This window comes from Pseudomonas psychrophila, from assembly GCF_001043005.1.
GTDB classification, from domain to species: domain Bacteria; phylum Pseudomonadota; class Gammaproteobacteria; order Pseudomonadales; family Pseudomonadaceae; genus Aquipseudomonas; species Aquipseudomonas psychrophila.
In genome coordinates, this window is sequence record NZ_JYKZ01000002.1 from 218,262 (window position 1) to 244,441 (window position 26,180).

Annotated in this window: 23 protein-coding genes; 15 read left to right on the top strand and 8 right to left on the bottom strand. The window is 58.1% G+C overall.

From position 1 onward, the window contains the following. Positions 1-106 precede the first annotated feature (106 nt). The 5 genes from rlmF to TU76_RS07155 form a co-directional block, all read right to left on the bottom strand. A complete protein-coding gene (gene rlmF, locus TU76_RS07135) occupies positions 107-1,123 on the bottom strand; it encodes a 23S rRNA (adenine(1618)-N(6))-methyltransferase RlmF (RefSeq protein ID WP_019822028.1) in 1,017 nt (338 codons plus the stop codon). 98 nt (positions 1,124-1,221) lie between these two features. Next, positions 1,222-4,068, bottom strand: a complete 2,847-nt coding sequence (locus TU76_RS07140; protein ID WP_019822030.1) for a valine--tRNA ligase — start codon at positions 4,066-4,068, stop codon at positions 1,222-1,224. Between the two features lie 244 nt (positions 4,069-4,312). After that, positions 4,313-4,702, bottom strand: coding sequence for a hypothetical protein (locus tag TU76_RS07145; RefSeq protein ID WP_019822031.1), 390 nt, complete (start codon positions 4,700-4,702; stop codon positions 4,313-4,315). 7 nt (positions 4,703-4,709) lie between these two features. After that, entirely contained in the window at positions 4,710-5,138 is a 429-nt protein-coding gene (locus tag TU76_RS07150) for a DNA polymerase III subunit chi (RefSeq protein ID WP_019822033.1), read from the bottom strand. Between the two features lie 83 nt (positions 5,139-5,221). Further along, a complete protein-coding gene (locus TU76_RS07155) occupies positions 5,222-6,712 on the bottom strand; it encodes a leucyl aminopeptidase (protein WP_019822034.1) in 1,491 nt (496 codons plus the stop codon). Between the two features lie 309 nt (positions 6,713-7,021). On the opposite strand from TU76_RS07155, the gene lptF reads away from it, so the two are divergent. The 8 genes from lptF (at position 7,022) to pdxJ (ending at position 15,444) form a co-directional block, all read left to right on the top strand. Then, complete coding sequence (lptF, locus tag TU76_RS07160) at positions 7,022-8,140, top strand: LPS export ABC transporter permease LptF (RefSeq protein ID WP_048351356.1); 1,119 nt, start codon at positions 7,022-7,024, stop codon at positions 8,138-8,140. Beyond that, complete coding sequence (gene lptG / locus TU76_RS07165; protein WP_019822039.1) at positions 8,133-9,194, top strand: LPS export ABC transporter permease LptG; 1,062 nt, start codon at positions 8,133-8,135, stop codon at positions 9,192-9,194. Before lptF ends, lptG begins: the two co-directional genes overlap by 8 nt. Before the next feature lie 161 nt (positions 9,195-9,355). After that, on the top strand, positions 9,356-11,155 hold the full coding sequence (lepA, locus tag TU76_RS07170) for a translation elongation factor 4 (protein ID WP_019822041.1): 1,800 nt from the start codon (positions 9,356-9,358) through the stop codon (positions 11,153-11,155). A 5-nt stretch (positions 11,156-11,160) separates the two neighbouring features. Continuing rightward, complete coding sequence (gene lepB / locus TU76_RS07175) at positions 11,161-12,015, top strand: signal peptidase I (RefSeq protein ID WP_019822043.1); 855 nt, start codon at positions 11,161-11,163, stop codon at positions 12,013-12,015. 218 nt (positions 12,016-12,233) lie between these two features. Beyond that, positions 12,234-12,923, top strand: a complete 690-nt coding sequence (rnc, locus tag TU76_RS07180) for a ribonuclease III (RefSeq protein ID WP_019822045.1) — start codon at positions 12,234-12,236, stop codon at positions 12,921-12,923. Next, complete coding sequence (era, locus tag TU76_RS07185; RefSeq protein ID WP_019822047.1) at positions 12,916-13,818, top strand: GTPase Era; 903 nt, start codon at positions 12,916-12,918, stop codon at positions 13,816-13,818. The genes rnc and era overlap by 8 nt, the downstream gene beginning before the upstream one ends. 142 nt (positions 13,819-13,960) lie before the next feature. After that, entirely contained in the window at positions 13,961-14,650 is a 690-nt protein-coding gene (recO, locus tag TU76_RS07190; RefSeq protein WP_046810056.1) for a DNA repair protein RecO, read from the top strand. Positions 14,651-14,700: 50 nt separating this feature from the next. Then, positions 14,701-15,444, top strand: a complete 744-nt coding sequence (pdxJ, locus tag TU76_RS07195) for a pyridoxine 5'-phosphate synthase (RefSeq protein ID WP_019822049.1) — start codon at positions 14,701-14,703, stop codon at positions 15,442-15,444. A gap of 93 nt (positions 15,445-15,537) precedes the next feature. On the opposite strand, the gene mltF is transcribed toward pdxJ, so the two are convergent. Then, positions 15,538-16,995, bottom strand: a complete 1,458-nt coding sequence (gene mltF / locus TU76_RS07200; protein ID WP_048351357.1) for a membrane-bound lytic murein transglycosylase MltF — start codon at positions 16,993-16,995, stop codon at positions 15,538-15,540. Positions 16,996-17,280: 285 nt separating this feature from the next. Here mltF and purL point away from each other — a divergent pair, with 285 nt between their 5' ends. Then, complete coding sequence (purL, locus tag TU76_RS07205) at positions 17,281-21,177, top strand: phosphoribosylformylglycinamidine synthase (RefSeq protein WP_046809615.1); 3,897 nt, start codon at positions 17,281-17,283, stop codon at positions 21,175-21,177. 19 nt (positions 21,178-21,196) lie between these two features. Further along, complete coding sequence (locus TU76_RS07210; protein ID WP_046809614.1) at positions 21,197-21,508, top strand: YqfO family protein; 312 nt, start codon at positions 21,197-21,199, stop codon at positions 21,506-21,508. A 71-nt stretch (positions 21,509-21,579) separates the two neighbouring features. Here the strand turns inward: TU76_RS07210 and TU76_RS07215 are convergent, their stop codons facing one another. Both TU76_RS07215 and TU76_RS07220 read right to left on the bottom strand, forming a co-directional pair. Further along, positions 21,580-22,146, bottom strand: a complete 567-nt coding sequence (locus tag TU76_RS07215) for a L,D-transpeptidase family protein (RefSeq protein ID WP_019822056.1) — start codon at positions 22,144-22,146, stop codon at positions 21,580-21,582. Between the two features lie 35 nt (positions 22,147-22,181). Next, positions 22,182-22,739, bottom strand: a complete 558-nt coding sequence (locus tag TU76_RS07220; RefSeq protein ID WP_046809613.1) for an NUDIX hydrolase — start codon at positions 22,737-22,739, stop codon at positions 22,182-22,184. A 146-nt stretch (positions 22,740-22,885) separates the two neighbouring features. On the opposite strand from TU76_RS07220, the gene TU76_RS07225 reads away from it, so the two are divergent. From TU76_RS07225 to purT, 5 genes are all read left to right on the top strand, one after another. Then, positions 22,886-23,488, top strand: coding sequence for a CoA pyrophosphatase (locus TU76_RS07225; RefSeq protein ID WP_019822060.1), 603 nt, complete (start codon positions 22,886-22,888; stop codon positions 23,486-23,488). Positions 23,489-23,529: 41 nt separating this feature from the next. After that, complete coding sequence (locus TU76_RS07230) at positions 23,530-24,057, top strand: gamma carbonic anhydrase family protein (protein WP_048351358.1); 528 nt, start codon at positions 23,530-23,532, stop codon at positions 24,055-24,057. Then, complete coding sequence (locus TU76_RS07235) at positions 24,050-24,247, top strand: DUF1289 domain-containing protein (protein ID WP_048351359.1); 198 nt, start codon at positions 24,050-24,052, stop codon at positions 24,245-24,247. The genes TU76_RS07230 and TU76_RS07235 overlap by 8 nt, the downstream gene beginning before the upstream one ends. Positions 24,248-24,362: 115 nt before the next feature. Next, positions 24,363-24,824 (top strand): 7-cyano-7-deazaguanine/7-aminomethyl-7-deazaguanine transporter, encoded by a 462-nt coding sequence (locus TU76_RS07240; RefSeq protein ID WP_019822065.1) that lies wholly within the window; start codon positions 24,363-24,365, stop codon positions 24,822-24,824. 83 nt (positions 24,825-24,907) lie between these two features. Beyond that, complete coding sequence (gene purT / locus TU76_RS07245; protein ID WP_019822067.1) at positions 24,908-26,089, top strand: formate-dependent phosphoribosylglycinamide formyltransferase; 1,182 nt, start codon at positions 24,908-24,910, stop codon at positions 26,087-26,089. Positions 26,090-26,180 lie beyond the last annotated feature (91 nt).

Sequence of the window (26,180 nt, forward strand, 5' to 3'; positions counted from 1 at the left end):
CGCGCTTCGGATCACTCCGAAGTGCGGTTTTTTTATGGGCGCTGTTCCCGTAGCAGCCGCCTCGCGCAGCTCGGCAGCTGCTACGAGGTTTGGCGTATTTACACGCTTACTTCCAGTTCTTCTCGCGCCACAGCTGTTGCTGCTCTTTGTCATGGAATGTCCAGGCGACAAAGCGGCTTTGCTTGTTGCCCTGCGACATGTCCACCACCTGGCTTTCGCGGGCACCCGCTTTTTTCAGCGCAGTCTGGATGGCTGGCAAGTTCGAAGCCTTGGACACCAAAACGCTGAACCACAGTATTTGGCGACCCACCTGAATGCTTTCGCGAATCAGCTGAGTGACAAAGCGCTGTTCGCCACCTTCGCACCACAATTCGGCCGCTTGGCCACCGAAGTTCAGAACCGGTAGCTTGCGCTTGGGATCTGCCTTGCCCAATGCGCGCCATTTACGCTCACTGCCGCGCGTGGCTTCGTCCAGCGAGGCGTGGAACGGAGGGTTGCACATGGTCAGGTCAAAGCGCTCGCTGCTTTCCAGCAGGTCCAGCAGGATCTTCTGCGGGTTGGGTTGCAGGCGCAGGCTGATGGCTTTGTTCAGGCCGTTGGACTGCACAATCGCCTTGGCCGCTTTTACTGCTGTCGGGTCGACTTCGGTGCCCAGGAACTGCCAGCGGTATTCGCTATGGCCGATCAGCGGGTAGACGCAGTTGGCGCCCATGCCGATGTCCAGTACACGAACGTTTTGGCCTCGCGGGATTTCACCGTCGTTGATGCTGGCCAGAAGGTCGGCCAGGAAGTGCACGTAGTCGGCGCGCCCCGGTACCGGCGGGCACAGGTAGTCAGCCGGGATATCCCAGTGGGCAATCCCGTAGAACGCCTTGAGTAGGGCGCGGTTGAAGACGCGCACGGCGCTCGGGTTGGCGAAATCGATGCTTTCTTTGCCGTACGGGTTGATGATCACAAACTCCGCCAGCTCAGGGCAGACCGAAATCAGCTGCGGGAAGTCATAGCGGCCCTGGTGACGGTTACGCGGGTGCAGGCTCGGCTTGACGCGCGGCTCGACCGGCTTGGCTTCACCTGCAGGCTTGGGCTTGTGGCGTGTGGCTTTGGAAGTACGTGGGGTAGTCATGTTCAATTCATTCCACAAAAGCAATCGCGGGCAAGGCCGCTCCTGCAGAGTTAAACCCTGCGGGAGCGGCCTTGCCCGCGATCAGGTGCGCAGCGTGATTACAGGCTGGAAATCCGCGCGTGCTGGTCTGCCAATTTGCTCAAGGCCTGTTCGGCTTCGGCCAATTTGGCACGTTCTTTTTCGATGACTTCGGCCGGGGCCTTGTCAACGAACGCGGCATTCGACAATTTGCCGCCCACTCGCGCAACTTCGCCGTGCAAGCGCTGGATTTCCTTGTCCAGGCGCGCCAACTCTGCATCTTTGTCGATCAGGCCGGCCATGGGCACCAGCACTTCCATCTCACCAACCAGAGCGGTAGCAGACAGAGGGGCTTCGGCACCGTCTTGCAGCACGGTGATCGATTCGAGTTTAGCCAGCTTTTTGAGCAAGGCATCGTTCTCGGTCAGACGGCGCTGGTCTTCGCTGCTGACGTTTTTCAGGTACAACTGCAATGGTTTGCCCGGGCCGATGTTCATTTCGCCACGGATATTACGCGTGCCGAGCATCAAGCCCTTGAGCCATTCAATATCGTCTTCGGCCGCCTGGTCGATGCGTGCTTCGTTGGCCACTGGCCACGGTTGCAGCATGATGGTCTTGCCTTCAACACCGGCCAACGGCGCGATGCGCTGCCAGATTTCTTCGGTGATGAACGGCATGAACGGGTGCGCCAGACGCAAAGCAACTTCCAGTACACGGACCAGCGTACGACGGGTGCCGCGCTGACGTTCTACCGGAGCATTTTCGTCCCACAGTACAGGCTTGGACAGCTCCAGGTACCAGTCGCAGTACTGGTTCCAGATGAACTCATACAGCGCTTGTGCGGCCAGGTCGAAACGGAACTGGTCGAGGTGACGGGTCACTTCGGCTTCAGTGCGTTGCAACTGCGAGATGATCCAGCGGTCGGCCAGTGACAGTTCGTAGGCTTCGCCGTTCTGGCCGCAGTCTTCGCCCTTGTCCAGCACGTAACGTGCGGCGTTCCAGATCTTGTTGCAGAAGTTGCGATAGCCTTCAACGCGGCCCATGTCGAACTTGATGTCACGACCGGTAGACGCCAGCGAGCAGAAGGTGAAGCGCAGGGCGTCGGTGCCGTAGCTGGCGATGCCGTCTGCGAATTCGTCGCGGGTCTGCTTCTCGATTTTCTTCAGCAGTTTTGGCTGCATCAGACCCGTGGTGCGTTTGGCCACCAGGTCTTCGAGTTCGATGCCGTCGATGATGTCCAGCGGGTCCAGGACGTTGCCTTTGGACTTGGACATCTTCTGGCCCTGACCGTCTCGTACCAAACCGTGTACATACACAGTCTTGAACGGAACCTGCGGCGTGCCGTCTTCGTTTTTCACCAAGTGCATGGTGAGCATGATCATCCGGGCAACCCAGAAGAAAATGATGTCGAAGCCGGTAACCAGCACGTCAGTGGAGTGGAAGGTTTTCAGCGCGTCGGTTTTTTCCGGCCAGCCCAGGGTGGAGAACGTCCACAGACCCGAACTGAACCAGGTGTCGAGCACGTCGTTGTCCTGTTGCAGTGCAACGTCCGGACCCAGGTTGTTTTTAGCGCGGACTTCAGCTTCGTCGCGCCCTACATAGACCTTGCCCGATTCGTCGTACCAGGCCGGGATGCGATGGCCCCACCACAGCTGACGGCTGATGCACCAGTCCTGGATGTCGCGCATCCACGAGAAGTACATGTTTTCGTACTGTTTAGGTACGAACGCGATGCGGCCGTCTTCAACGGCGGCAATGGCAGGTTCTGCCAGCGGCTTGGTCGATACGTACCACTGGTCAGTCAACCACGGCTCGATGATGGTGCCGGAGCGGTCACCCTTCGGTACTTTCAGTGCGTGATCGTCGACGCTGACCAGCAGGCCGGCTTCGTCGAAATCAGCAACGATTTGTTTGCGCGCTTCAAAGCGATCCAGGCCAGCGTATTTGGCTGGCAGGGTACCGTCGATGGTTTCGTTGAGCTTGCCGTCGAGGTTGAACACCTGAGCAGCAGCCAGCACTTTGGCGTTTTTGTCGAAGATGTTCAGCAGCGGCAGGTTGTGGCGCTTGCCGACTTCGTAGTCATTGAAATCGTGGGCCGGGGTGATTTTCACGCAGCCGGTGCCGAATTCAGGATCGCAGTAGTCGTCAGCTATGATCGGGATGCGGCGGCCAACCAGTGGCAGCTCTACGAATTTGCCGATCAGGGCCTTGTAGCGTTCGTCTTCCGGGTTTACCGCAACGGCAGCATCGCCGAGCATGGTTTCCGGACGGGTGGTGGCAACCACCAGGTAATCCAGACCTTCAGCCGTCTTGGCGCCGTCAGCCAGCGGGTAGCGAAGGTTCCACAGGAAGCCTTTCTCGTCGTGGTTTTCAACCTCAAGGTCGGAGATGGCGGTGTGCAGCTTGGTGTCCCAGTTGACCAAACGCTTGCCGCGATAGATCAGGCCGTCTTCGTGCAGGCGTACAAAGGCTTCTTTCACGGCTTCGGACAGGCCGTCATCCATGGTGAAACGTTCGCGGCTCCAGTCTACGGACGAGCCAAGGCGACGGATCTGACGGCTGATATTACCGCCGGACTGATCTTTCCATTCCCAGATTTTATCGAGGAATTTTTCGCGACCCAGGTCGTGGCGGTTCAGACCTTGTGCTTCGATCTGACGCTCAACCAGCATCTGGGTGGCGATACCCGCGTGGTCGGTGCCCGGCTGCCACAGGGTGTTGCGACCCTGCATGCGGCGGAAACGGATCAGGGCGTCCATGATCGCGTTGTTGAAACCGTGACCCATGTGAAGGCTGCCGGTGACGTTCGGCGGCGGGATCATGATGGTGTACGGGTCGCCCGCGCCTTGCGGGGCAAAATAATTCTCTTCTTCCCAGGTTTTGTACCAGGAAGTTTCAATGGCGTGCGGCTGGTAGGTCTTATCCATGCGCGGCGGGACCCTATTGGCATTAATTCAGGAAAGCCGGCAAGTATAGCGGGGTGGGAGACGTAGGGCGAGTTGTGGTGTGGCCGGTGCGTATTTCGTAGCAGCTGCCGAGGCACGAGGCTGCGTCCGGCGGCGCAGCCGTCGTCATATCAGAAGGGGCGGTCTTTCAGGTAGACCGCAATCTCAGGCTTTACGATCGCTGCGCAATCGGACGCAACCTTCGGCGGCTGCTACGCAGAGCGCTTTAGCTCTGATGCTGGGCGAGCAAGCGCTCCATGTGCGCATCGAGGCGGCGTTTGATCTCGGTTTCGATGTGCGGGGCGAAGTCGTTGATCACGTCTTGCATGATGGCCTGGGCTGCCGTGCGCAGTTCCTTGTCCAGGTGCACCAGCAGTGCATCCGGCGCTTTTTCAACGACGGGCGCCGGGGTAATACCGACCAGCGGTATTTGCGTCGGTACGGGCTCGACTTCCTCGCTAATCACGTCAGACAGCAGCGGAATCTGTGCATCGTCCTGGTCGACCATCTCCGTCAAGAGGGGCGGTTGCAGGCCCTCATCGCCGAGCAACTTGCGAATGGACTCAAGATCATCGAGCAGGTGTGCAGCTTTTTGCGGCGAATTAGAGGTGTCCATCGTGTGCTCAGAGTCGTTGTAACTTGTGGTCTTGCAGAGGATAGCCCTGTTCACGGTAGAAGCGGAAACTCTCCCGTGCGGCCAGTCGGACGGCGGGGTCTTCGACCACTACTTCGGCCACGCGGGCGAAGCGTTTGAAGAATTCGGGGACTTTGAGGTCCAGGTTGATCAACAAGTCCTGATGGCTTGGGGGCGCGTCTGCGCAGCCCATGACGACTACGCCGTCGGGTTCGTCTTCGGTGTTGCTGTGGGGCACGAAGCTTTCGCCCTTGAAGCGCCACAGGCGTTCATCCAGATCTTGGCGTTGAGCGTTGTCAGTGCAGTGCACATACACCCTGTGGCCAAGGCGCCAGGCCTTTTCGGTGAGTTTGCAGGCAAAATCCAGCCGCGCTGAAGGTTCGGCGCTGGGCAGGATATAAAAGTCAACCTTGGTCAACTCTGTGTGTGGTTCTGGGGTCATTGCGATTCCTGAATCGGGACTGCGCCGCCGTCAAGCGGCGCAGCCTTCGATTGTCAGCTTCAAGCGTTGGCGCGATCGAGCAGGTACTGGGTCAGCAGGGGTACAGGACGGCCACTGGCGCCCTTGTCCTTGCCGCCGCTGACCCATGCCGTGCCGGCGATGTCCAGGTGAGCCCAGTTATAGGCTTTGGCGAAGCGCGAAAGGAAGCAGCCTGCGGTAATGGCGCCGCCTTTGGGGCCGCCAATGTTGGCCATGTCAGCGAACGGGCTGTCCAGTTGCTCCTGGTATTCGTCGAACAATGGCAGCTGCCATGCGCGGTCGTCGGCCAGTTTGCCCGCTTCCAGCAGTTGGTCGATCAGTTCGTCGTTGTTGCCCATCAGGCCGGAAGTGTGAGCGCCCAGTGCAACCATGCAGGCGCCGGTCAGGGTGGCGATGTCGATTACGGCCTGGGGTTTGAAGCGCTCGGCGTAGGTCAGTGCGTCGCACAGCACCAGACGGCCTTCGGCGTCGGTGTTGAGGATTTCGACAGTTTGGCCGCTCATGGTGGTCACGATATCGCCGGGGCGTGCAGCGCCGCCGCTTGGCATGTTTTCGGCACACGCCAGGATACATACCAGGTTGATCGGCAGTTTTAGCTCCAGTACGGCGCGCAGGGTGCCGAATACGCTGGCAGCACCGCCCATGTCGTATTTCATTTCATCCATGCCGGCGCCCGGCTTGAGGCTGATGCCGCCGGTGTCGAACGTAATGCCTTTGCCGACCAGTACGAACGGTTTTTCGGATTTCTTGCCGCCGGCATAGTTCATTACGATCAGGCGAGGAGGCTGGTCACTGCCCTGGCCTACGGCGTAGAACGCGCCCATGCCCAGGTCCTTGATTTTCTTTTCGTCAAGAATCTCGACTTTCAGGCCTTTGAATTCCTTGCCCAGATCCTTGGCCTGTTCGGCCAGGAAAACCGGGTGGCAGATATTAGGTGGCAGGTTGCCCAGGTCGCGGGTGAACGACATGCCCGAAGCAATCGCCTGGGCGTGGGTCACGGCGCGCTGAACTTCAGCCTGTGCAGCCTTGATGGTCAGCAGGGTGATTTTTTTCAGGGCACGAGGTTCGGCTTTCTGGCTTTTGAAGCGGTCGAAGGTGTAGCCACCGTCGATCAGGGTTTCTGCCAGCAGGCGGTTCTTGCTGTAGCTGTCGCGACCCTTGACCACCAGTTCGTCGAGTGCGAACACCGCATCGCTGCCACCCAGGCCTTTTAATACGCCAAGTGCGCCGCTGATGACTTTACGGAACGGGCGGTCGCCCAGCTCTTCATCCTTACCGGTGCCCAGCAGCAACACGCGTTCGGCCTTGAGGTTGGGCAGGCTTTGCAGCAGCAGGCTTTGACCGGTTTTGCCAGCCAGATCCCCACGTTTGAGGACTGCGCTGATAGCGCCGCCGGTGAGTTCGTCAATGACTTTGGCGGTAGGGCCCAGCTTGCGGCCTTCGCCGATGGCGACCACCAGAGTGGCGGTTTTCAACGTTTCTGGACTAACGCTTTTTACAACCAGTTCCATGTCGGGGTCCCTGAATCAAATGGTCAACATGCACACAAACGATGTTGTTTGCTTGCTTGATAGATGAAGCGCTTCACCTGTGATTAAGGCTGGCGTCAAAGCGGGCAGTTTGAACCCCGCCGCAGGAGCCTGACAACCCCGGGATTCGGCCAACTGAGTACTTTCAAGACTGCGCAGTGACAGGGGCGGTCATTCACAGGATAATGCGCCATCTTTTTAGACGGCCCGTCTCATCTATGATGGGGTATGGGCCGACTCGTTATGCTGCTTGTTTGGCCGCCTTAGCCTGACGACCCTGGAGTGTCTGGTTTGATCGTCTTCCGTTATCTATCCCGCGAAGTCCTGCTTACATTGAGCGCTGTCAGCGCTGTGCTGCTGGTCATCATCATGAGCGGTCGTTTCATCAAATATCTCGCTCAGGCCGCCTCAGGTGCCCTGGATCCGGGGTCATTGTTCCTGATCATGGGGTTCCGACTGCCAGGCTTCATGCAGTTGATCCTGCCGCTGGGGCTGTTTCTGGGCATTCTTCTGTCTTATGGCCGCTTGTATCTTGAAAGCGAAATGACCGTGCTGTCGGCCACCGGCATGAGTCGTCAGCGCTTGCTGGCCATAACCATGGCGCCCGCTACGCTGGTCGCACTGATCGTGGCCTGGCTCAGCCTGAGCCTGGCTCCCCAGGGCGCCAATGAATTTCAGCTGTTGCTCAACAAGCAGGACGCCCTGACCGAGTTCGATACCCTGGAAGCCGGTCGCTTTCAGTCGTTGAGTGATGGTCCGCGGGTGACTTACACCGAAGAACTGAGCAATGACCGCAGCCTTTTGTCCAACGTCTTCATTACTCAGAAAAAGCTCGGCGAGGATGCCAAGGACCGTAGTATTTCTGTACTGCTGGCGCAAAAGGGTCGTCAGGAGATTCGCCCCGATGGCAGCCGCTGGTTGATTCTGGACAACGGCTATCGCTACGACGGCAACCCGGGGCAGGCCGATTACCGTGCGATCAAGTACGACACTTACGGTGTATTGCTGCCAAAACCGGAAGTCAGCAATGACGTGACCGATCGAGACGCGATCCCTACTCCTGACCTGATAGGCAATCCGGCCCCGCGTGCGGTCGCCGAGTTGCAATGGCGTATTGCCTTCCCGCTGCTGGTATTTATCGTGACTCTGATCGCGGTGCCGTTGTCGCGGGTCAACCCGCGCCAGGGGCGCTTCCTCAAGCTGTTGCCGGCCATTCTTCTTTATATGGGCTACCTGAGCATGCTGACTTGGGGTCGAGGCCTGCTTGAAGGTGGCAAGATCCCGCTGGCGCTGGGCTTGTGGTGGGTGCATGGCCTGTTCTTGGTCATTGGCCTGGGACTGATGTATTGGGAGCCGCTGCGCTTGAAGCTGGCAAGTCGCCGTAGTGCCGAGGAGATGGCCCGTGGTTAAGCTCGACCGCTACATTGGTAGCAGTGTGTTATTGGCGATTTTGGCCGTGCTGGGCATCATCCTGGGTCTGGCGCTGCTGTTTGCGTTGATCGATGAGATGCGCAGTATCAGCAGCAGCTACACCATTCTGGATGTGTTCAGTTTTGTCATGCTGACCGCACCGCGTCGCTTATATGAAATGTTGCCGATGGCAGCGTTGATTGGCTGCCTGATTGGTTTGGGCGGCCTTGCCAGCAACAGCGAACTCACCATCATGCGTGCTGCGGGCGTGTCCCTTGGGCGCATTGTCTGGGCCGTCATGAAGCCGATGCTGGTGCTGATGCTGGCGGGCGTGCTGATCGGCGAGTATGTGGTCCCGGCCACCGAGAACATCGCTCAGGCCAATCGTGCACTGGCGCAAGGTGGCGGTGATTCGCAAAGCTCCAAGCATGGTCTGTGGCATCGCCAGGGTGACGAATTCATCCATATCAACGCTGTTCAGCCCAATGGGCTGCTTTACGGCGTGACCCGGTATCGTTTTGACAAAGACCACCAGATGCAGTCTGCGAGCTTTGCCATCAAGGCCCAGTACGATCAGGGTCAATGGCAGTTGAGTGACGTGAGCACTACTCTTTTTCACGGCAACAGCACTGAGGTCGTTAAAACGCCTGAAGAGCGTTGGGATGTGTCATTGAGCCCGCAACTGCTCAATACCGTGGTCATGGCTCCTGAGTCGCTGTCGATTGCAGGTTTGTGGAGCTACATCCATTACCTCAAGGATCAGGGCCTGAATAATGGTCGTTACTGGCTGGCTTTTTGGGTCAAAGTGTTGCAGCCGCTGGTAACGGCTGCGCTGGTGTTAATGGCCATATCCTTCATCTTCGGTCCGTTGCGCTCTGTTACCCTGGGTCAACGGGTGTTTACCGGGGTGCTGGTAGGTTTCGTGTTCAAGATCGCCCAAGACCTGCTGGGGCCTTTGAGCCTGGTGTTCGGTTTCTCGCCGCTGTTTGCGGTGCTGGTACCGGCCTCCATCTGTGCTCTGGCCGGTTTCTGGTTGTTGCGCCGGGCGGGTTGATGAGCGGGCATTGAGTTAATCAAGAGCCTCTATCTCGCGATAGGGGCTTTTTTGTAGGTGTCCATTGGCCTGTGAACGTGACGCTTGGCGAGAGGATCAGGTACAATTCCCGGCTATTTTTCGGCGGGCAGTCTGCCTGCGACTTTTTTGAGTGTTGACCCGTGAGTGATTTGAGTCATATCCGCAATTTCTCCATCATCGCCCACATTGACCATGGCAAGTCGACGCTGGCCGATCGCTTCATCCAGATGTGCGGTGGCCTGAGTGCCCGCGAAATGGAAGCCCAAGTACTGGATTCCATGGACCTCGAGCGTGAGCGCGGGATCACTATCAAGGCCCACAGCGTTACCTTGTATTACACGGCCAAAGACGGCATTACCTATCAATTGAACTTCATTGATACCCCGGGGCACGTCGACTTCACCTACGAAGTTAGCCGCTCCCTGGCAGCCTGTGAAGGTGCTTTGCTTGTGGTCGATGCGGGGCAGGGCGTAGAAGCCCAGTCCGTAGCCAACTGCTACACCGCCATCGAGCAGGGCCTTGAAGTCATGCCGGTGTTGAACAAGATCGACTTGCCGCAGGCCGATCCTGATCGCGTGAAGGAAGAAATCGAAAAAATCATTGGTATTGATGCCACTGATGCCGTGACCTGCAGCGCCAAAACCGGCCTGGGTGTCGACGAAGTGCTTGAGCGTCTGGTGCACACCATTCCTGCGCCAACCGGTAATTACGAAGATCCGCTGCAAGCGTTGATTATCGATTCCTGGTTCGACAACTATCTGGGCGTTGTGTCCCTGGTTCGCGTGCGCCACGGCCGCGTGAAAAAGGGCGACAAGATTCTGGTCAAGTCCACCGGCAAGATGCACCTGGTAGACAGCGTGGGTGTGTTCAACCCCAAGCACACCGCTACCACCGACCTGAAGGCGGGTGAAGTAGGTTTCATCATTGCCGGCATCAAGGACATTCACGGTGCGCCAGTGGGCGATACCCTGACTTTGAGCACGACGCCTGACGTTGACGTGCTGCCAGGTTTCAAGCGTATTCAGCCTCAGGTTTATGCGGGCTTGTTCCCGGTCAGCTCTGACGACTTCGAAGACTTCCGCGAAGCCCTGCAAAAGCTCACGCTGAACGACTCGTCGCTGCAATACACCCCTGAAAGCTCCGACGCACTGGGCTTCGGCTTCCGTTGTGGCTTTCTGGGCATGCTGCACATGGAGATCATTCAGGAGCGCCTTGAGCGCGAGTACGACCTGGACCTGATCACCACGGCTCCAACCGTAATTTTTGAGCTGCTGCTCAAGACGGGTGAAACGATTTACGTCGATAATCCGTCCAAGCTGCCTGACGTGTCTTCGATTGAAGACATCCGCGAGCCTATCGTGCGCGCCAATATCCTTGTGCCCCAAGAGCACCTGGGTAACGTCATTACCCTGTGCATTGAAAAGCGCGGCGTTCAGCACGACATGTTGTTCCTGGGTACTCAGGTGCAAGTGACCTACGATTTGCCGATGAACGAAGTGGTTCTGGACTTCTTCGACCGTCTCAAGTCCACCAGTCGCGGCTATGCTTCGCTTGATTACCATTTCAACCGTTATCAGTCAGCTAATCTGGTCAAGCTTGATGTACTGATCAACGGCGAAAAAGTTGATGCCCTGGCACTGATTGTTCACCGCGATAACGCTCACTACAAAGGGCGTGCGTTGACCGAGAAGATGAAAGAGCTGATTCCGCGTCAGATGTTCGATGTAGCAATTCAGGCTGCTATTGGCGGCCAAATCATTGCGCGCTCGTCTGTTAAAGCGCTCCGAAAAAACGTACTGGCCAAATGCTACGGTGGTGACGTTAGCCGTAAGCGCAAGCTGTTGGAAAAGCAGAAAGCCGGTAAAAAACGCATGAAGCAAGTGGGTAACGTGGAAATTCCACAAGAAGCCTTCCTTGCAGTGCTCAGGTTGGATAGCTAGGTCCTATGTCACTAAATTTCCCGCTGTTGCTGGTCATTGCTGTTGCCGTGTGCGGTTTGCTGGCGCTGCTCGATTTGGTCTTCCTGGCTCCTCGCCGGCGCAAGGCCATTGCCAACTATCAAGCCAGCGTTACGCCGGTTGATATGCAGGTCGTCGAAAAGCTCAACAAGGAACCGTTGCTGGTTGAATACGGCAAGTCGTTCTTCCCGGTGTTGTTCATCGTGCTGGTGCTGCGTTCGTTTCTGGTTGAGCCGTTCCAGATCCCGTCCGGCTCGATGAAGCCGACCCTGGATGTGGGCGACTTCATTTTGGTGAATAAATTTTCGTACGGGATCCGCTTGCCGGTACTCGACACGAAAATCATCGAAGTGGGTGATCCGAAGCGGGGCGATGTGATGGTGTTTCGCTATCCAAGCGATCCGACAGTCAACTACATCAAGCGTGTAGTTGGCCTGCCGGGCGACAAGATTCGCTACACCAGCGACAAGCATCTCTATGTCAACGACAAGCCGGTTGCCGAGCAATTGGTGGGCGTCGAGGCTGGAACCCTGGGCAGTGCCGAGTTGTACAAAGAGAAGCTGGGCGAAGTCGAGCACATGATCCGCAAGGAAATGAGCCGCTATCGTGCGCCGCCTGACAAGGAGTGGACGGTTCCGGCCGGGCATTACTTCATGATGGGCGACAATCGCGACAATTCGAACGACAGCCGTTACTGGGATGATCCGAACATTCCCAAGGACGAGCTGGGCATGGTTCCCGACAAGAACATTGTCGGCAAGGCCTTCGCTGTTTGGATGAGCTGGCCGGAACCCAAGGCGAGCAACCTGCCGAACTTCTCGCGGGTTGGTCTGATCAAGTAGTCAAAAACGGCGCTGTTAATAACAGCGCCGAATGCTTTTCAGGCGTACGAATAAGTCGTATGCCTGAGTATTCAGGATGTGGATTTGAACAAAGCGTTAAGTGTGACGGCGGCGAACAGCCTGTTCCCTGTCCATTTGCTATGCGATAAACGAACATCACTGATCCCTAATATCGGTCCGGTGGTGACATTCGGCCACGAACTCAGCGTGGGTAAATCGTGAGTTTTTCTTTAGAACGTTTAGAGCGTCAGCTCGGCTACACCTTCAAAGACCAGGAACTGATGGTTCTGGCCCTGACACACCGCAGTTTCGCGGGGCGCAATAACGAGCGCCTTGAGTTCCTGGGTGATGCCATTCTCAATTTTGTTGCCGGTGAAGCCTTATTCGATCGCTTCCCGTTGGCCCGTGAAGGCCAGTTGTCGCGCCTGCGCGCACGCTTGGTAAAAGGTGAAACCCTGGCCGTACTGGCCCGTGGTTTTGAGCTGGGCGAGTACCTGCGCCTGGGTTCGGGGGAGCTCAAAAGCGGTGGTTTTCGCCGCGAATCGATCCTGGCTGATGCCCTTGAAGCGCTGATTGGCGCCATCTACCTGGATGCGGGCATGGATGCCGCCCGCGACCGCGTATTGGCATGGCTTGCCAGCGAATTCGAGACGTTGACCCTCGTTGACACCAATAAAGATCCAAAAACCCGCCTGCAAGAGTTCTTGCAGTCGCGTGCCTGCGATCTGCCACGCTACGAAGTGGTAGATATCCAAGGCGAACCGCATTGCCGCACGTTCTTCGTTGAGTGCGAAATTGCCCTATTGAATGAAAAAAGCCGAGGTCAGGGTGTGAGTCGCCGTATTGCCGAACAGGTAGCGGCCGCCGCAGCACTGATAGCCCTTGGCGTGGAGAATGGCCATGACTGATACAACTGCAACTCGCTGTGGCTACGTTGCCATTGTTGGTCGACCAAACGTGGGTAAATCCACACTGCTGAACCACATTCTGGGTCAAAAGCTGGCGATCACCTCGCGCAAGCCGCAGACCACCCGCCACAACATGCTGGGCATCAAGACCGAAGGCAACGTGCAAGCGGTCTACGTTGATACCCCGGGCATGCACAAGGGCGGCGAAAAGGCCCTTAACCGCTACATGAACAAAACCGCTTCGGCGGCGTTGAAAGACGTCGACGTTGTGATTTTCGTTGTCGACCGCACCAAGTGGACCGACGAAGATCAAATGGTCCTGGAGCGTGTGCAGTATGTGACCGGCCCACTGATCGTCGCGCTGAACAAGACCGACCGTATCGAAGACAAGGCCGAGTTGATGCCGCACCTGAGCTGGCTTCAGGAGCAACTGCCGAACGCCCAGATCATTCCGATCTCCGCTCAGCACGGTCACAACCTCGAGGCTCTGGAGCGCGTGATCGCTGATCACTTGCCGGAAAACGATCACTTCTTCCCCGAAGATCAGATCACTGATCGCAGCAGCCGCTTCCTGGCTGCCGAACTGGTGCGCGAAAAAATCATGCGCCAGATGGGCGCCGAGCTGCCGTACCAGATCACCGTCGAAATCGAAGAGTTCAAGCAGCAGGGCAAAACCCTGCATATCCATGCCTTGATTCTGGTTGAACGTGACGGTCAGAAGAAGATCATCATTGGCGACAAGGGTGAGCGTATCAAGCGCATCGGCACCGAAGCGCGCAAGGACATGGAGCTGTTGTTCGACTCCAAGGTCATGCTTAACCTGTGGGTTAAAGTGAAAGGCGGCTGGTCCGACGACGAGCGTGCCCTGCGTTCCCTGGGCTACGGCGACCTGTAAATACAGCACTATCCCTGTGGGAGCGAGCGTGCTCGCGAAGGTCATTATCAATAACGCATGATTACTGGATAATCGTTGCGCTTTTGAGGTCCTCGCGAGCAGGCTCGCTCCCACTGTGATTTTAGGCGCATACGAACACTCCATGTCCAGCAAAGCCCCCACAGCCCAACTCGCTTACGTTCTGCACAGTCGCCCCTATCGCGAAACCAGTGCTCTGGTGGATTTCATCACGCCACAGGGGCGTCTGCGGGCGGTGTTGCGCAGTGCGCGGGGCAAGGCGGGCACGTTGGCCAGGCCCTTTGTCCCGCTGGAAATCGAGTTTCGAGGGCGGGGCGAGTTGAAAAATGTCGGGCGCATGGAGAGCGCCGGTATTTCAACCTGGCTCAATGGCGAAGCCTTGTTCAGCGGTCTCTATCTCAACGAATTGCTGGTTCGGTTGCTGCCCGCCGAAGACCCTCACCCGGCGGTCTTCGATCACTATGCGGCAACGCTTTTAGCGTTGGCAGAAGGGCGCCCTCTGGAGCCTCTACTGCGGGCGTTCGAGTGGCGCTTGCTGGACGATTTGGGCTATGGCTTTTCGCTGACTCATGACATTCACGGCGAGCCGGTGGCCGTCGATGGCATGTACCGCTTGCAGGTAGATGCTGGGCTTGAGCGGATTTATCTGGTGCAGCCCGGACTGTTTCATGGCGCAGAACTGCACGGGATGGCCGAGGCTGACTGGACCGTTCCTGGCGCCTTGTCTGCTGCCAAGCGCCTGATGCGTCAGGCACTGGCCGTGCATTTGGCTGGCAAGCCCCTGGCCAGTCGCGAGTTGTTTCGCAAGCCCTGAATAGACCGGTATGCTGTGCGCCGAATCGTCAACTCTTCAGGAGAGCCCCAGTGACCCAAAGCAATCGCATTCTTCTCGGCGTGAACATCGACCACGTAGCCACGCTGCGTCAGGCTCGCGGCACGCGTTACCCTGACCCGGTCAAGGCTGCGCTGGACGCCGAAGAGGCGGGCGCCGACGGTATCACCGTGCATCTGCGTGAAGACCGTCGGCACATTCAAGAGCGTGATGTATTGCTGCTCAAGGATGTGCTGCAAACGCGCATGAACTTCGAAATGGGCGTGACTGAAGAAATGATGGTGTTTGCCGAGCGCATTCGCCCGGCTCACATCTGCCTGGTGCCTGAAACCCGTCAGGAATTGACCACTGAAGGTGGTCTGGATGTTGCCGGGCAAGAGGCGCGGATCAAGGCCGCTGTCGAGCGTCTGGCTAAAATCGGTTGTGAAGTGTCGTTGTTCATCGATGCCGACGAACGTCAGATTGAAGCCTCAAGGCGCGTAGGTGCACCTGCTATCGAACTGCACACCGGCCGCTATGCTGACGCGCAAACCCCTACCGAAGTAGCTGAGGAGTTGCAGCGTGTGGCAGAGGGTGTGGCGTTTGGTCTGGCTCAGGGGCTGATCGTCAATGCCGGCCATGGCCTGCACTACCACAACGTGGAAGCGGTAGCGGCAATCAAGGGGATCAACGAGTTGAACATTGGCCATGCGCTGGTGGCGCATGCGTTGTTCGTGGGCTTCAAATCGGCTGTGGCCGAGATGAAAGCACTGATTGTGGCAGCGGCGAAGGTTTAAAAACGGCTACAGAGATCATTCGTGGGAGCGAGCCTGCTCGCGAAGATCATTCGCGAGCAGGCTCGCTCCCACAGAAGGTCTACAGGCTGCGCTCTACAGCTGTGGCTCTTCCTTGGGCTTGGTCTTGTCGATGCCGGGGATGTGCAGCTTGCTGTCAGCCGCCTGATCGCCTTCAAGTTGCGGTTGTGTGGCCCATGTCAGGATGTCGTAGTAACGACGGATGTTGGCCACAAAGTGCACCGGCTCACCGCCTCGGGCGTAGCCATAGCGGGTCTTGCTGTACCACTGCTTCTGCGCAAGGCGAGGCAGCATTTTCTTGACGTCCAGCCACTTGTTAGGGTTCAGGCCTTCTTTCTTGGCCAGTTTGCGTGCGTCTTCCAGATGTCCGCCGCCAACGTTGTAAGCGGCCAGCGCAAACCAGGTGCGATCAGGCTCCTCGATATCACTGTCCAGTTCGCTCTTGATCAGCGCGAGGTATTTTGCTCCGCCCATGATGCTCTGCTTGGCATCCAGGCGGTTTGAAACACCCATCGCCTGAGCGGTGTTCTGGGTCAGCATCATCAGGCCGCGAACGCCTGTCTTGGACGTTACCGTGGGCTGCCACAGTGATTCCTGGTAGCCCATGGCTGCGAGCAGCCGCCAGTCGATCTGTTCTTTTTTGGCCGCGTCCTTGAAGAACTTTTCATACTTGGGCAGGCGCTGCTGCAGGTGCTGGGCGAAGGTGTAGGCACCGACGTAGCCAAGCACATCCACGTGACCGTAATAACGGTCTTTGAGGCGTTGCAGGGTGCCGTTTTTCTCGACCTTGTCCAGGTACGCGTTGATCTCGTTGAGCAGGCTGTTGTCTTCACCGGCGGCGACCGCCCAGCGCTGGCTGCGTGCGTCGCCCAGATCAAATGCCACGCGGGCGTTGGGGAAGTACACCTGATTCATGGCCACTTCGTTGGAGTCGACGAGTGTGAGGTCGATCTGCCCTTCATCGACCATGCGCAGCAAATCAACGACTTCAACTGCGTCGGATTCGTCATATTCAATCCCGGGGTATTGCTTCTTGAGTTCGGCAAGCTGCTCGGCGTGGGAGCTGCCTTTAAGCACGGTGATGCGTTTGCCAACCAGATCTGCGGGAGAGGTCGGACGCGATTGCCCGTTGCGATAGATGATCTGCGGAGTGACTTCGAGGTACGGGTGAGAGAACTTGGCTTGTTGCAGGCGCTTCTCGCTGCTGACCAGACCGGCAGCAGCCAAAACAGGGCCGTCAGGTTGGCTTAACTGATTGAACATTTCGTCCAGGTTGTCAGCTGTTTCGATTTTAAGCTCTACCCCCAGATCGTCGGCAAAGCGCTTCACCAGCTCATATTCAAAGCCGGTTTCGCCATTGCGATCCTCGAAATAGGTCGCCGGGCTGTTACGGGTAATCACCCGCAGTACCCCGTCCTCCTTTACGCGCTCCAGGGTGCTGGGTTTTTCAACGCAGGCACCGAGCATCAGGAAGAGTCCGGTTGCGAAGAGCCATCTGGCGCAACGCTGGCGGAATACAGTTAGAGAAAACATCCGCGCAGTATACGCAAAGCTGTGCAGGTGCCATATCTCGACAATTTTTGATCATTCTGATATTGGCCGCAAAAAACCCTGAAACCCTTGTGGAATGGGGGTTTAGTCGCTGTCCAAAGATCAGAAAAGACCTTCTCTCACGCGGCTGATAGCTATAAAGAATAAGGGTTTGGTCGATTAGCGACGTTTGGTGTGCGTCAGGTGTACCGTTTCGGGTGCCGAGGCGAACTGTTTAGGCTAGAATGCCGGGCCTCAAAGCATACCCCTCCCGAGGCTGTCCCGAAGATGTTGATCCTGCGCGGCGCTCCTGCCCTTTCTGCCTTTCGCCACAGCAAACTCCTTGCACAACTGAGCCTTAAGGTTCCGGCTGTCACTGGTTTGTATGCTGAATTCGCCCACTTTGCCGAAACCACCGGTGAGCTGACCAGCGATGAACAGCAGGTACTGGCTCGTCTCCTGAAGTACGGTCCAAGTGTGCCGGTCCAAGAGCCGAGCGGCCGACTGTTCCTGGTGTTGCCGCGGTTTGGCACCATTTCCCCTTGGTCCAGCAAGGCCAGCGACATTGCCCGCAACTGTGGCCTGGCTAAAGTTCAGCGCCTGGAACGAGGCATTGCGTTCTATGTGGCTGGCCAGTTCAGCGACGCTGATGCCGAACTGATTGGTGCTGCACTGCATGACCGCATGACGCAAATCGTGCTGGGCAACCTCGAACAGGCCAGCGGTCTGTTCAGCCACGCCGAGCCCAAGCCGCTGACGGCGATTGACGTGCTGGGTGGCGGTCGCGCCGCACTGGAAAAAGCCAACGTCGAGTTGGGTCTGGCACTGGCTGAAGACGAAATCGACTATCTGGTCAATGCCTTCAACGGTTTGGGTCGCAATCCGCACGACATCGAACTGATGATGTTTGCCCAGGCCAACTCCGAGCATTGCCGCCACAAGATCTTCAACGCCAGTTGGGATATTGACGGCCAGAGCCAGGACAAAAGCCTGTTTGGCATGATCAAGAACACCTACGTGATGCACAGCGAAGGCGTTCTGTCTGCTTATAAGGACAACGCTTCGGTCATCGTAGGCAGTGTTGCCGGGCGTTTCTTCCCGGACCCTGAAACCCGCCAGTACGGCGCGGTGCAGGAGCCTGTACACATCCTGATGAAGGTCGAAACGCACAACCACCCAACCGCAATCGCCCCGTTCCCGGGTGCTGCGACCGGTTCCGGTGGCGAGATTCGTGACGAAGGCGCAACCGGTCGCGGTGCCAAGCCCAAGGCTGGCCTGACCGGCTTTACCGTATCCAACCTGCAGATCCCAGGCTTTGTACAGCCGTGGGAAGTGCCGTACGGCAAGCCTGAGCGCATCGTGACCGCGCTGGACATCATGATCGAAGGCCCTCTGGGCGGTGCTGCGTTCAACAACGAATTCGGCCGTCCGGCCCTGACCGGTTACTTCCGTACCTTCGAGCAGTCCATCACGACTCCCCGCGGCGAAGAAGTCCGTGGTTACCACAAGCCCATCATGCTGGCTGGCGGCATGGGCAACATCCGCGCCGAACACGTACAGAAAGCCGAAATCACGGTTGGCTCCAAGCTGATCGTGCTCGGTGGCCCGGCGATGTTGATCGGCCTGGGCGGCGGCGCGGCTTCCTCGATGGCCACCGGCGCAAGCTCGGCTGACCTGGACTTCGCTTCGGTTCAGCGCGAAAACCCGGAAATGGAACGTCGTTGCCAGGAAGTGATCGACCGTTGCTGGCAGCTGGGTGACAAAAACCCGATCAGCTTCATCCACGACGTGGGTGCGGGCGGTCTGTCCAACGCTTTCCCCGAGTTGGTGAACGACGGTGAGCGTGGCGGTCGTTTTGAACTGCGCAATATTCCAAACGACGAGCCGGGCATGGCCCCGCACGAAATCTGGAGTAACGAATCCCAGGAACGTTACGTGCTGGCCGTGGGCGTCGAAGATTTCGACCGCTTCCAGGCGATTTGCGAACGCGAGCGTTGCCCGTTTGCCGTCGTCGGCGAAGCCACTGCCGAGCCGCAACTGACCGTCACCGACAGCCACTTCGGCAACAACCCGGTGGACATGCCGCTGGAAGTGTTGCTGGGCAAGGCGCCGCGCATGCACCGTTCAGCAGTACGTGAAGCAGAGCTGGGCGATGATTTCGACCCGGCAGCGCTGAACATCGGCGAATGTGTTGAACGCGTTCTGCATCACCCGGCTGTTGCGAGCAAGAGCTTCCTGATCACCATCGGCGACCGTACCATCACCGGCCTGGTTGCTCGCGACCAGATGGTGGGTCCGTGGCAGGTGCCTGTGGCTGACGTTGCCGTCACCGCCACCAGCTTCGACGTCTACACCGGTGAAGCCATGGCCATGGGCGAGCGTACTCCGCTGGCACTGCTGGATGCCCCGGCATCGGGCCGCATGGCCATCGGTGAAACCCTGACCAACATCGCGGCTTCGCGTATTGGCAAGATCAGTGACATCAAGTTGTCTGCCAACTGGATGTCCGCTGCTGGTCACCCGGGTGAAGATGCCCGTCTATACGACACCGTGAAAGCGGTCGGCATGGAACTGTGCCCTGAGTTGGGTATCACCATTCCAGTGGGCAAAGACTCGATGTCGATGCAAACCCGCTGGAACGAAGACGGTACAGACAAGACGGTTACCTCGCCGCTGTCGCTGGTGGTGACCGGTTTTGCTCCGGTGCTGGATGTTCGCCAGACCCTTACCCCCGTACTGCGTATGGACAAGGGCCTGACCGATCTGGTCCTGATCGATCTGGGTCGCGGCCAAAACCGTATGGGTGCCTCGATCCTGGCTCAAACCTACGGCAAGCTGGGCAAGCAGGCTCCTGACGTTGATGACGCTGAAGACCTCAAGGCCTTCTTTGCCGTGATCCAGGGCTTGAATGCCGATGGCCATCTGCTGGCTTACCACGACCGTTCCGACGGTGGTTTGCTGACCAGCGTGATGGAAATGGCGTTTGCCGGTCACTGTGGTGTCAACCTGGTACTCGACGGCCTGGCTGAAACTGCCGCTGACATTCCTGCGATCCTGTTCAACGAAGAGTTGGGTGCGGTAATCCAGGTTCGTCAGGATTCCATGCCAGACATCCTTGCCCAGTTCAGCGCTGCCGGTTTGGGCGACTGCGTGTCGGTTATTGGCCAGCCGCGCAACTGTGACGATGTAAGCATCGAGTTCAATGGCGAGACCGTGTTTGAAGGTCAGCGCCGTCTGCTGCAACGTCAGTGGGCTGAAACCAGCTACCAGATCCAGCGTATGCGTGACAACGCCGAGTGCGCCGAGCAAGAGTTCGCCGTGTTGCTGGAAGAAGACAATCCGGGCCTGAGCGTCAAGCTGAGCTTTGATGTCAACGAGAACATCAGCGCGCCGTACATCAAGACAGGCATTCGCCCTCAAGTGGCCGTACTGCGTGAGCAGGGTGTCAACGGTCAGGTTGAGATGGCGGCGGCGTTTGATCGCGCTGGCTTCAACGCAATCGACGTACACATGAGCGACATTCTGGCCGGCCGTGTCGACCTGAACGAGTTCAAGGGCCTGGTTGCCTGCGGTGGTTTCTCCTACGGCGACGTACTGGGTGCCGGTGAAGGCTGGGCCAAGTCGGCTCTGTTCAATGCCCGTGCCCGTGATGCGTTCCAGAGCTTCTTTGAGCGTACCGACAGCTTCTCCCTAGGCGTGTGCAACGGTTGCCAGATGATGTCCAACCTGAGCGAATTGATTCCGGGCAGCGAGCTTTGGCCGCATTTTGTTCGCAACCGCTCCGAGCAGTTCGAGGCCCGTGTGGCGATGGTTCAGGTGCAGGAGTCGAACTCGATCTTCCTGCAAGGCATGGCCGGTTCGCGCATGCCAATCGCTATCGCTCACGGCGAAGGTCATGCCGAGTTCGCCAGCGAAGAAGCCATGTTGCAAGCGGATCTGTCCGGTTCAGTGGCACTGCGCTTCGTCGACAACCACGGCAAGGTCACTGAAAACTACCCGGCTAACCCGAACGGCTCGCCGCGCGGGATTACGGGTCTGACCAGCGCTGACGGTCGTGTAACGATCATGATGCCGCACCCGGAGCGTGTGTTCCGCGCTGTGCAGAACTCGTGGCGACCAGAAGAGTGGAACGAAGATGCGCCGTGGTTGCGCATGTTCCGTAACGCTCGTGCTTGGGTCAATTAAAGGCTGGGTCGGTTAAAGCATGTACAAGCTCAGCTTCTTCGTTCCCCCAAGCCACGTGGACGTGGTCAAAAATGCCGTATTCGCCGCCGGTGGCGGACGAATCGGCAATTATGACCACTGCGCCTGGCAGACCTTGGGCCAAGGCCAGTTTCGCGCGCTGGACGGCAGTCAGCCGTTTATCGGGCAGACCGGTCAGGTCGAGTATGTCGGGGAGTGGAAAGTTGAACTGGTCGTCGCCGATGATCTGATTCATGCTGTGGTGGCTGCGCTCAAGCACAGCCACCCGTATGAAACGCCCGCCTATGAAGTGTGGCAATTGGCAGATTTCTAACCTCTCGCCACATAAAAAAACCCGCTGAACCGGTAACGGTCAGCGGGTTTTTTGTTATGCGTGGCGTGCGCTCAAGGGCGGATTTCAACCATCGTGCCGTCTTTGACCAGGTTCCAGACTTCGCGCATTTCGTAGTTCTTCATTGCGATGCAGCCATCGGTCCAGTCCAGGGTGTGGAACAGCTCTTCGGGGTTCTCTTCGCTGTCCGGGGTGCCGTGGATCATGATCATCGACCCCGGGTTTACACCTTCACGCCGGGCTGTGGCCGCGTCACTGATATTGGGGTAGTTGATGTGCATGGCGAGGTTGAACTTGTCGCTTTTTTTGCGCCAGTCGACCCAGTACAGCCCTTCAGGGGTGCGTTTGTCGCCCTCGCGCATTTTTGGTCCCTTGGGTTGTTTGCCCAATGAAATGCGGTAAGTCTTGATCGGTTTGCCATCGCTGATCAGTTGCAGCCTGCGGGCAGACTTGAGCACAAGGATCTTGTCGATGCTTTGCCCGGCGCGCAGAGGTTGTGCCGATGGGGTTGACTGGAGTACCTGATTTTTATCGACGGGTTTGCCGTTTACGGTTATGACAACAGAAGCTTGGCAGGTAACGGCAAACGAAAGGCAAAGAGCAGCGAGCAACCAACGCATTAGAGGGATATTCCTGAGGTGCAAGGCAAACAGCATTATTGTTGGGGTTTGATCAGGCTGGCCAAAGGCTCTACAGCCTCGCTGCGCACGGGGTAAGTGTTGCCCGGGCGGTCAGCGAAAAAGCATTCTAGGGTACGGCTGACCGTGCGGAAAGCCAGCTCTGACCAAGGGATGTCAGCTTCGTCAAAGAGTCGGACTTCAAGGCTCTCTTCCCCCGCTGAAAAATCGGGGCTTTGCAGCTCGGCGCGATAAAAAATGTGCACCTGATTAATGTGCGGTACGTCGATCAGGGTGTAGATATTCAGGTTTTGAACGGCGGCGCAGGCTTCTTCAAGGGTTTCGCGTCGGGCCGCGTGTTCGACCGTCTCGCCGTTTTCCATAAAGCCTGCGGGCAGCGTCCAGTAGCCTTTACGCGGCTCGATGGCGCGACGGCACAGCAGCACTTGCGTGCCCCAGGTCGGCAGGCAGCCGGCAACGATATTCGGGTTTTGATAGTGAATGGTCTGGCAGTGGTCGCACACATACCGCAAGCGTGAATCACCTTGGGGGATGTGTTGGCTGACGGAGTGGCCGCACTGGCTGCAAAATTTCATGCTGTGGTCTCTGGCTCTGGCGCCTATCTTGGGGGCTGATACGGCTTCGCGGCAAGTGCGATATGGCGGGCTGCGACACTGTGGGGCTTGGGTGCTCCGTACGATTTGGTGCATGATGCCCGATAAGTGACGGATCGAGATGACCTATGCTGGACGAGCTGCTTGGCCGTGTAAGCCGCTACACCCCCCGCACGCTGGAAACGGAACGGAATTTCCCGGAGGCTGCCGTGCTGTTGCCTGTGACGCGCAGTGCTGAGCCCGAACTGATTCTGACCCTGCGTGCCAGCGGACTGTCGACCCACGGCGGTGAAGTGGCTTTCCCCGGGGGACGTCGCGATCCAGAAGACCCGGACCTTGTGTTTACCGCCCTGCGTGAGGCCGAAGAAGAGATCGGCCTGCCACCCGGGCTGGTTGAAGTTATCGGGCCGCTCAGCCCCTTGATTTCGTTGCACGGCATCCGTGTAACGCCCTACGTGGGCGTGGTCCCGGACTATGTTGAATATTTGGCCAACGACGCCGAAATTGCGGCAGTCTTCAGCGTGCCGCTGGAGTTCTTTCGCCAGGACCCGCGTGAGCATACCCATCGCATTGATTATCAGGGGCGCAGTTGGTATGTGCCGAGCTACCGTTTCGGGGTTTATAAAATCTGGGGGCTCACGGCAATCATGATCGTTGAATTGATGAACCTGCTGTACGACGACTTCAATATCAACCTGCATACCCCGCCTGAACGTTCCATCCCCATATAGAGCTGTCAGCAGACAGCCACGCCTGCCTTGAGGACATCAGCATGAAATACAGCCTGGGCGACTCGCTCGTCGAAACCCATCCAGAGAGCTGGACGGCTCCCAATGCCACCCTGATCGGCAAGGTGCGGCTGGAGGAGGGTGCCAGTGTGTGGTTTAACGCGGTGTTGCGCGGTGATAACGAGCTGATCCTGATTGGCAAACACAGCAACGTGCAAGACGGCGCGGTGATGCATACCGACATGGGGTATCCGCTGACGCTGGGCACGGGCGTGACCATTGGCCATAACGCCATGCTCCATGGCTGCACGGTGGGCGACTACAGCCTGATCGGGATCAATGCGGTCATCCTCAATGGGGCCAGAATCGGCAAGCACTGCATCATTGGCGCCAACTCGCTGATTGGCGAAGGCAAGGAAATCCCGGACGGTTCGCTGGTCATGGGGTCGCCGGGCAAGGTGGTGCGTGACTTGACCGACGAACAGAAAAAACTGCTGGAGGCCAGTGCCGCGCACTACGTGAAGAACGGCCAGCGTTATGCCCGTGATTTGAAGGTGCAGAGTAATGACTGAAGCGGAGCGCCCGGTCGCCTCTCCCTGTGTGAACATTTGCGCATTGGATGACGACGATGTGTGCAGTGGTTGCCAGCGTACCGTGGCTGAAATCACCCGTTGGAGCCGCATGACCAACCCTGAGCGTCGTGAGGTGCTAGCGCTGTGCCATGATCGGGCCAAGTCCAGTGGCCTGTTGTGGATGTCTTAAAAGCGACCTCACCCTAACCCTCTCCCTCCGCGAGAGGGCTGGGGTGAGGGGCTCTTGGCCGAACGCACGGCCTCAAGTACCCTGTGCGCCTTATTCAGAGGTGTCGCCCGCTCCCATGCTGTTTCTTATCGCTTATATCGCCAGCGTCGTGCTGATCAACTTCGCGTTCTCAACGGCGCCGCACCTGGACATTATCTGGTCGGCCTGGGGCGGGTTGGTGTTTGTATTGCGCGATATGGTGCAAACCCGTTTTGGCCACGGTGCGTTGTTGGCCATGCTCGCGGCACTGGTGTTGTCATACATTACTTCTGATCCCTCGATTGCCCTGGCCAGCGCCACCGCGTTCGCCGTCTCCGAATGCATCGACTGGCTGGTGTTCAGCATCACCAAGCGGCCCTTGCATGACCGTTTGTGGATCAGCTCTGCGCTGAGTATCCCGATTGATACCTTTATCTTTTTCGGCATGATCGATGCGTTTACTCCGGGCGTGATCCTGATCGCCATGGCGTCGAAATTCGCCGGTGTCACCTGTGTATGGCTGGCAATGGCCTGGCGATTGCGCAAAGCCGCTGTGTAGTCATGTAAAATGCCGGCCTTTCTCCCCCTGCAGGCGCAGGTTTTGTGCGCGCCTTCGATGATTTGTTTCCTTGAGGACCTGAAATGACCCGTATCGGAACCCCACTGTCGCCGACCGCGACCCGCGTATTGCTGTGTGGCTGCGGCGAGCTGGGCAAAGAAGTTGTCATCGAATTGCAGCGTCTGGGGGTCGAAGTGATTGCCGTCGATCGCTATGCCAATGCACCCGCCATGCAGGTTGCCCATCGCAGCCACGTCATCAACATGCTTGATGGCGCTGCCTTGCGTGCAGTGATCGAAGCAGAAAAGCCGCACTTCATCGTTCCTGAAATCGAAGCCATTGCCACCGCGACCCTGGTTGAGCTGGAAGCCGAAGGCTTTACTGTCATTCCGACCGCCCGCGCCACTTCGCTGACCATGAACCGCGAAGGCATTCGGCGTCTGGCGGCAGAAGAACTGGACCTGCCAACCTCGCCGTACCACTTTGCCGATACCTTCGAAGATTACAGCGCCGCCGTACTGGATCTGGGCTTCCCGTGTGTGGTCAAGCCGGTGATGAGCTCGTCGGGCAAGGGCCAGAGCCTGCTGCGCAGCGCTGATGATGTGAAGGCAGCCTGGGACTACGCACAAGAAGGCGGTCGTGCGGGCAAGGGGCGGGTCATTGTCGAAGGCTTTATCGACTTCGACTACGAAATCACCCTGCTGACCGTACGCCACATCGGTGGCACCACGTTCTGCGCGCCGGTTGGTCACCGTCAGGAGAAGGGCGACTACCAGGAGTCCTGGCAGCCGCAGGCCATGAGCCCGATTGCTCTGGCCGAGTCCGAGCGTGTTGCCAAAGCCGTGACCGAGGCGTTGGGCGGCCGCGGTCTGTTTGGCGTTGAGCTGTTCATTAAAGGCGATCAGGTGTGGTTCAGCGAAGTCTCGCCGCGCCCCCATGACACTGGTCTGGTAACGCTGATCTCTCAGGATTTGTCGCAGTTCGCGCTGCACGCGCGGGCGATTCTCGGTTTGCCGATTCCGCTCATCCGTCAGTTCGGGCCTTCGGCCTCTGCGGTGATTTTGGTGGAAGGGCAGTCCACCCAGACCGCGTTCTCCAACCTGGGTGCGGCCTTGAGCGAGCCGGATACGGCCTTGCGCCTGTTCGGCAAGCCAGAGGTCAATGGTCAGCGCCGCATGGGCGTGGCCCTGGCGCGGGATGAGTCGATTGAAGCTGCACGCGCCAAGGCGACCCGTTCAGCCAAGGCCGTAGTGGTCGAGCTGTAATAACACCTTGTAGGAGCGGGCTTGCTCGCGATTGCAGCGCCTCGGTACATCCGATGCTCCGAGTTGTCTGAGTCGCGAGCAAGCCCGCTCC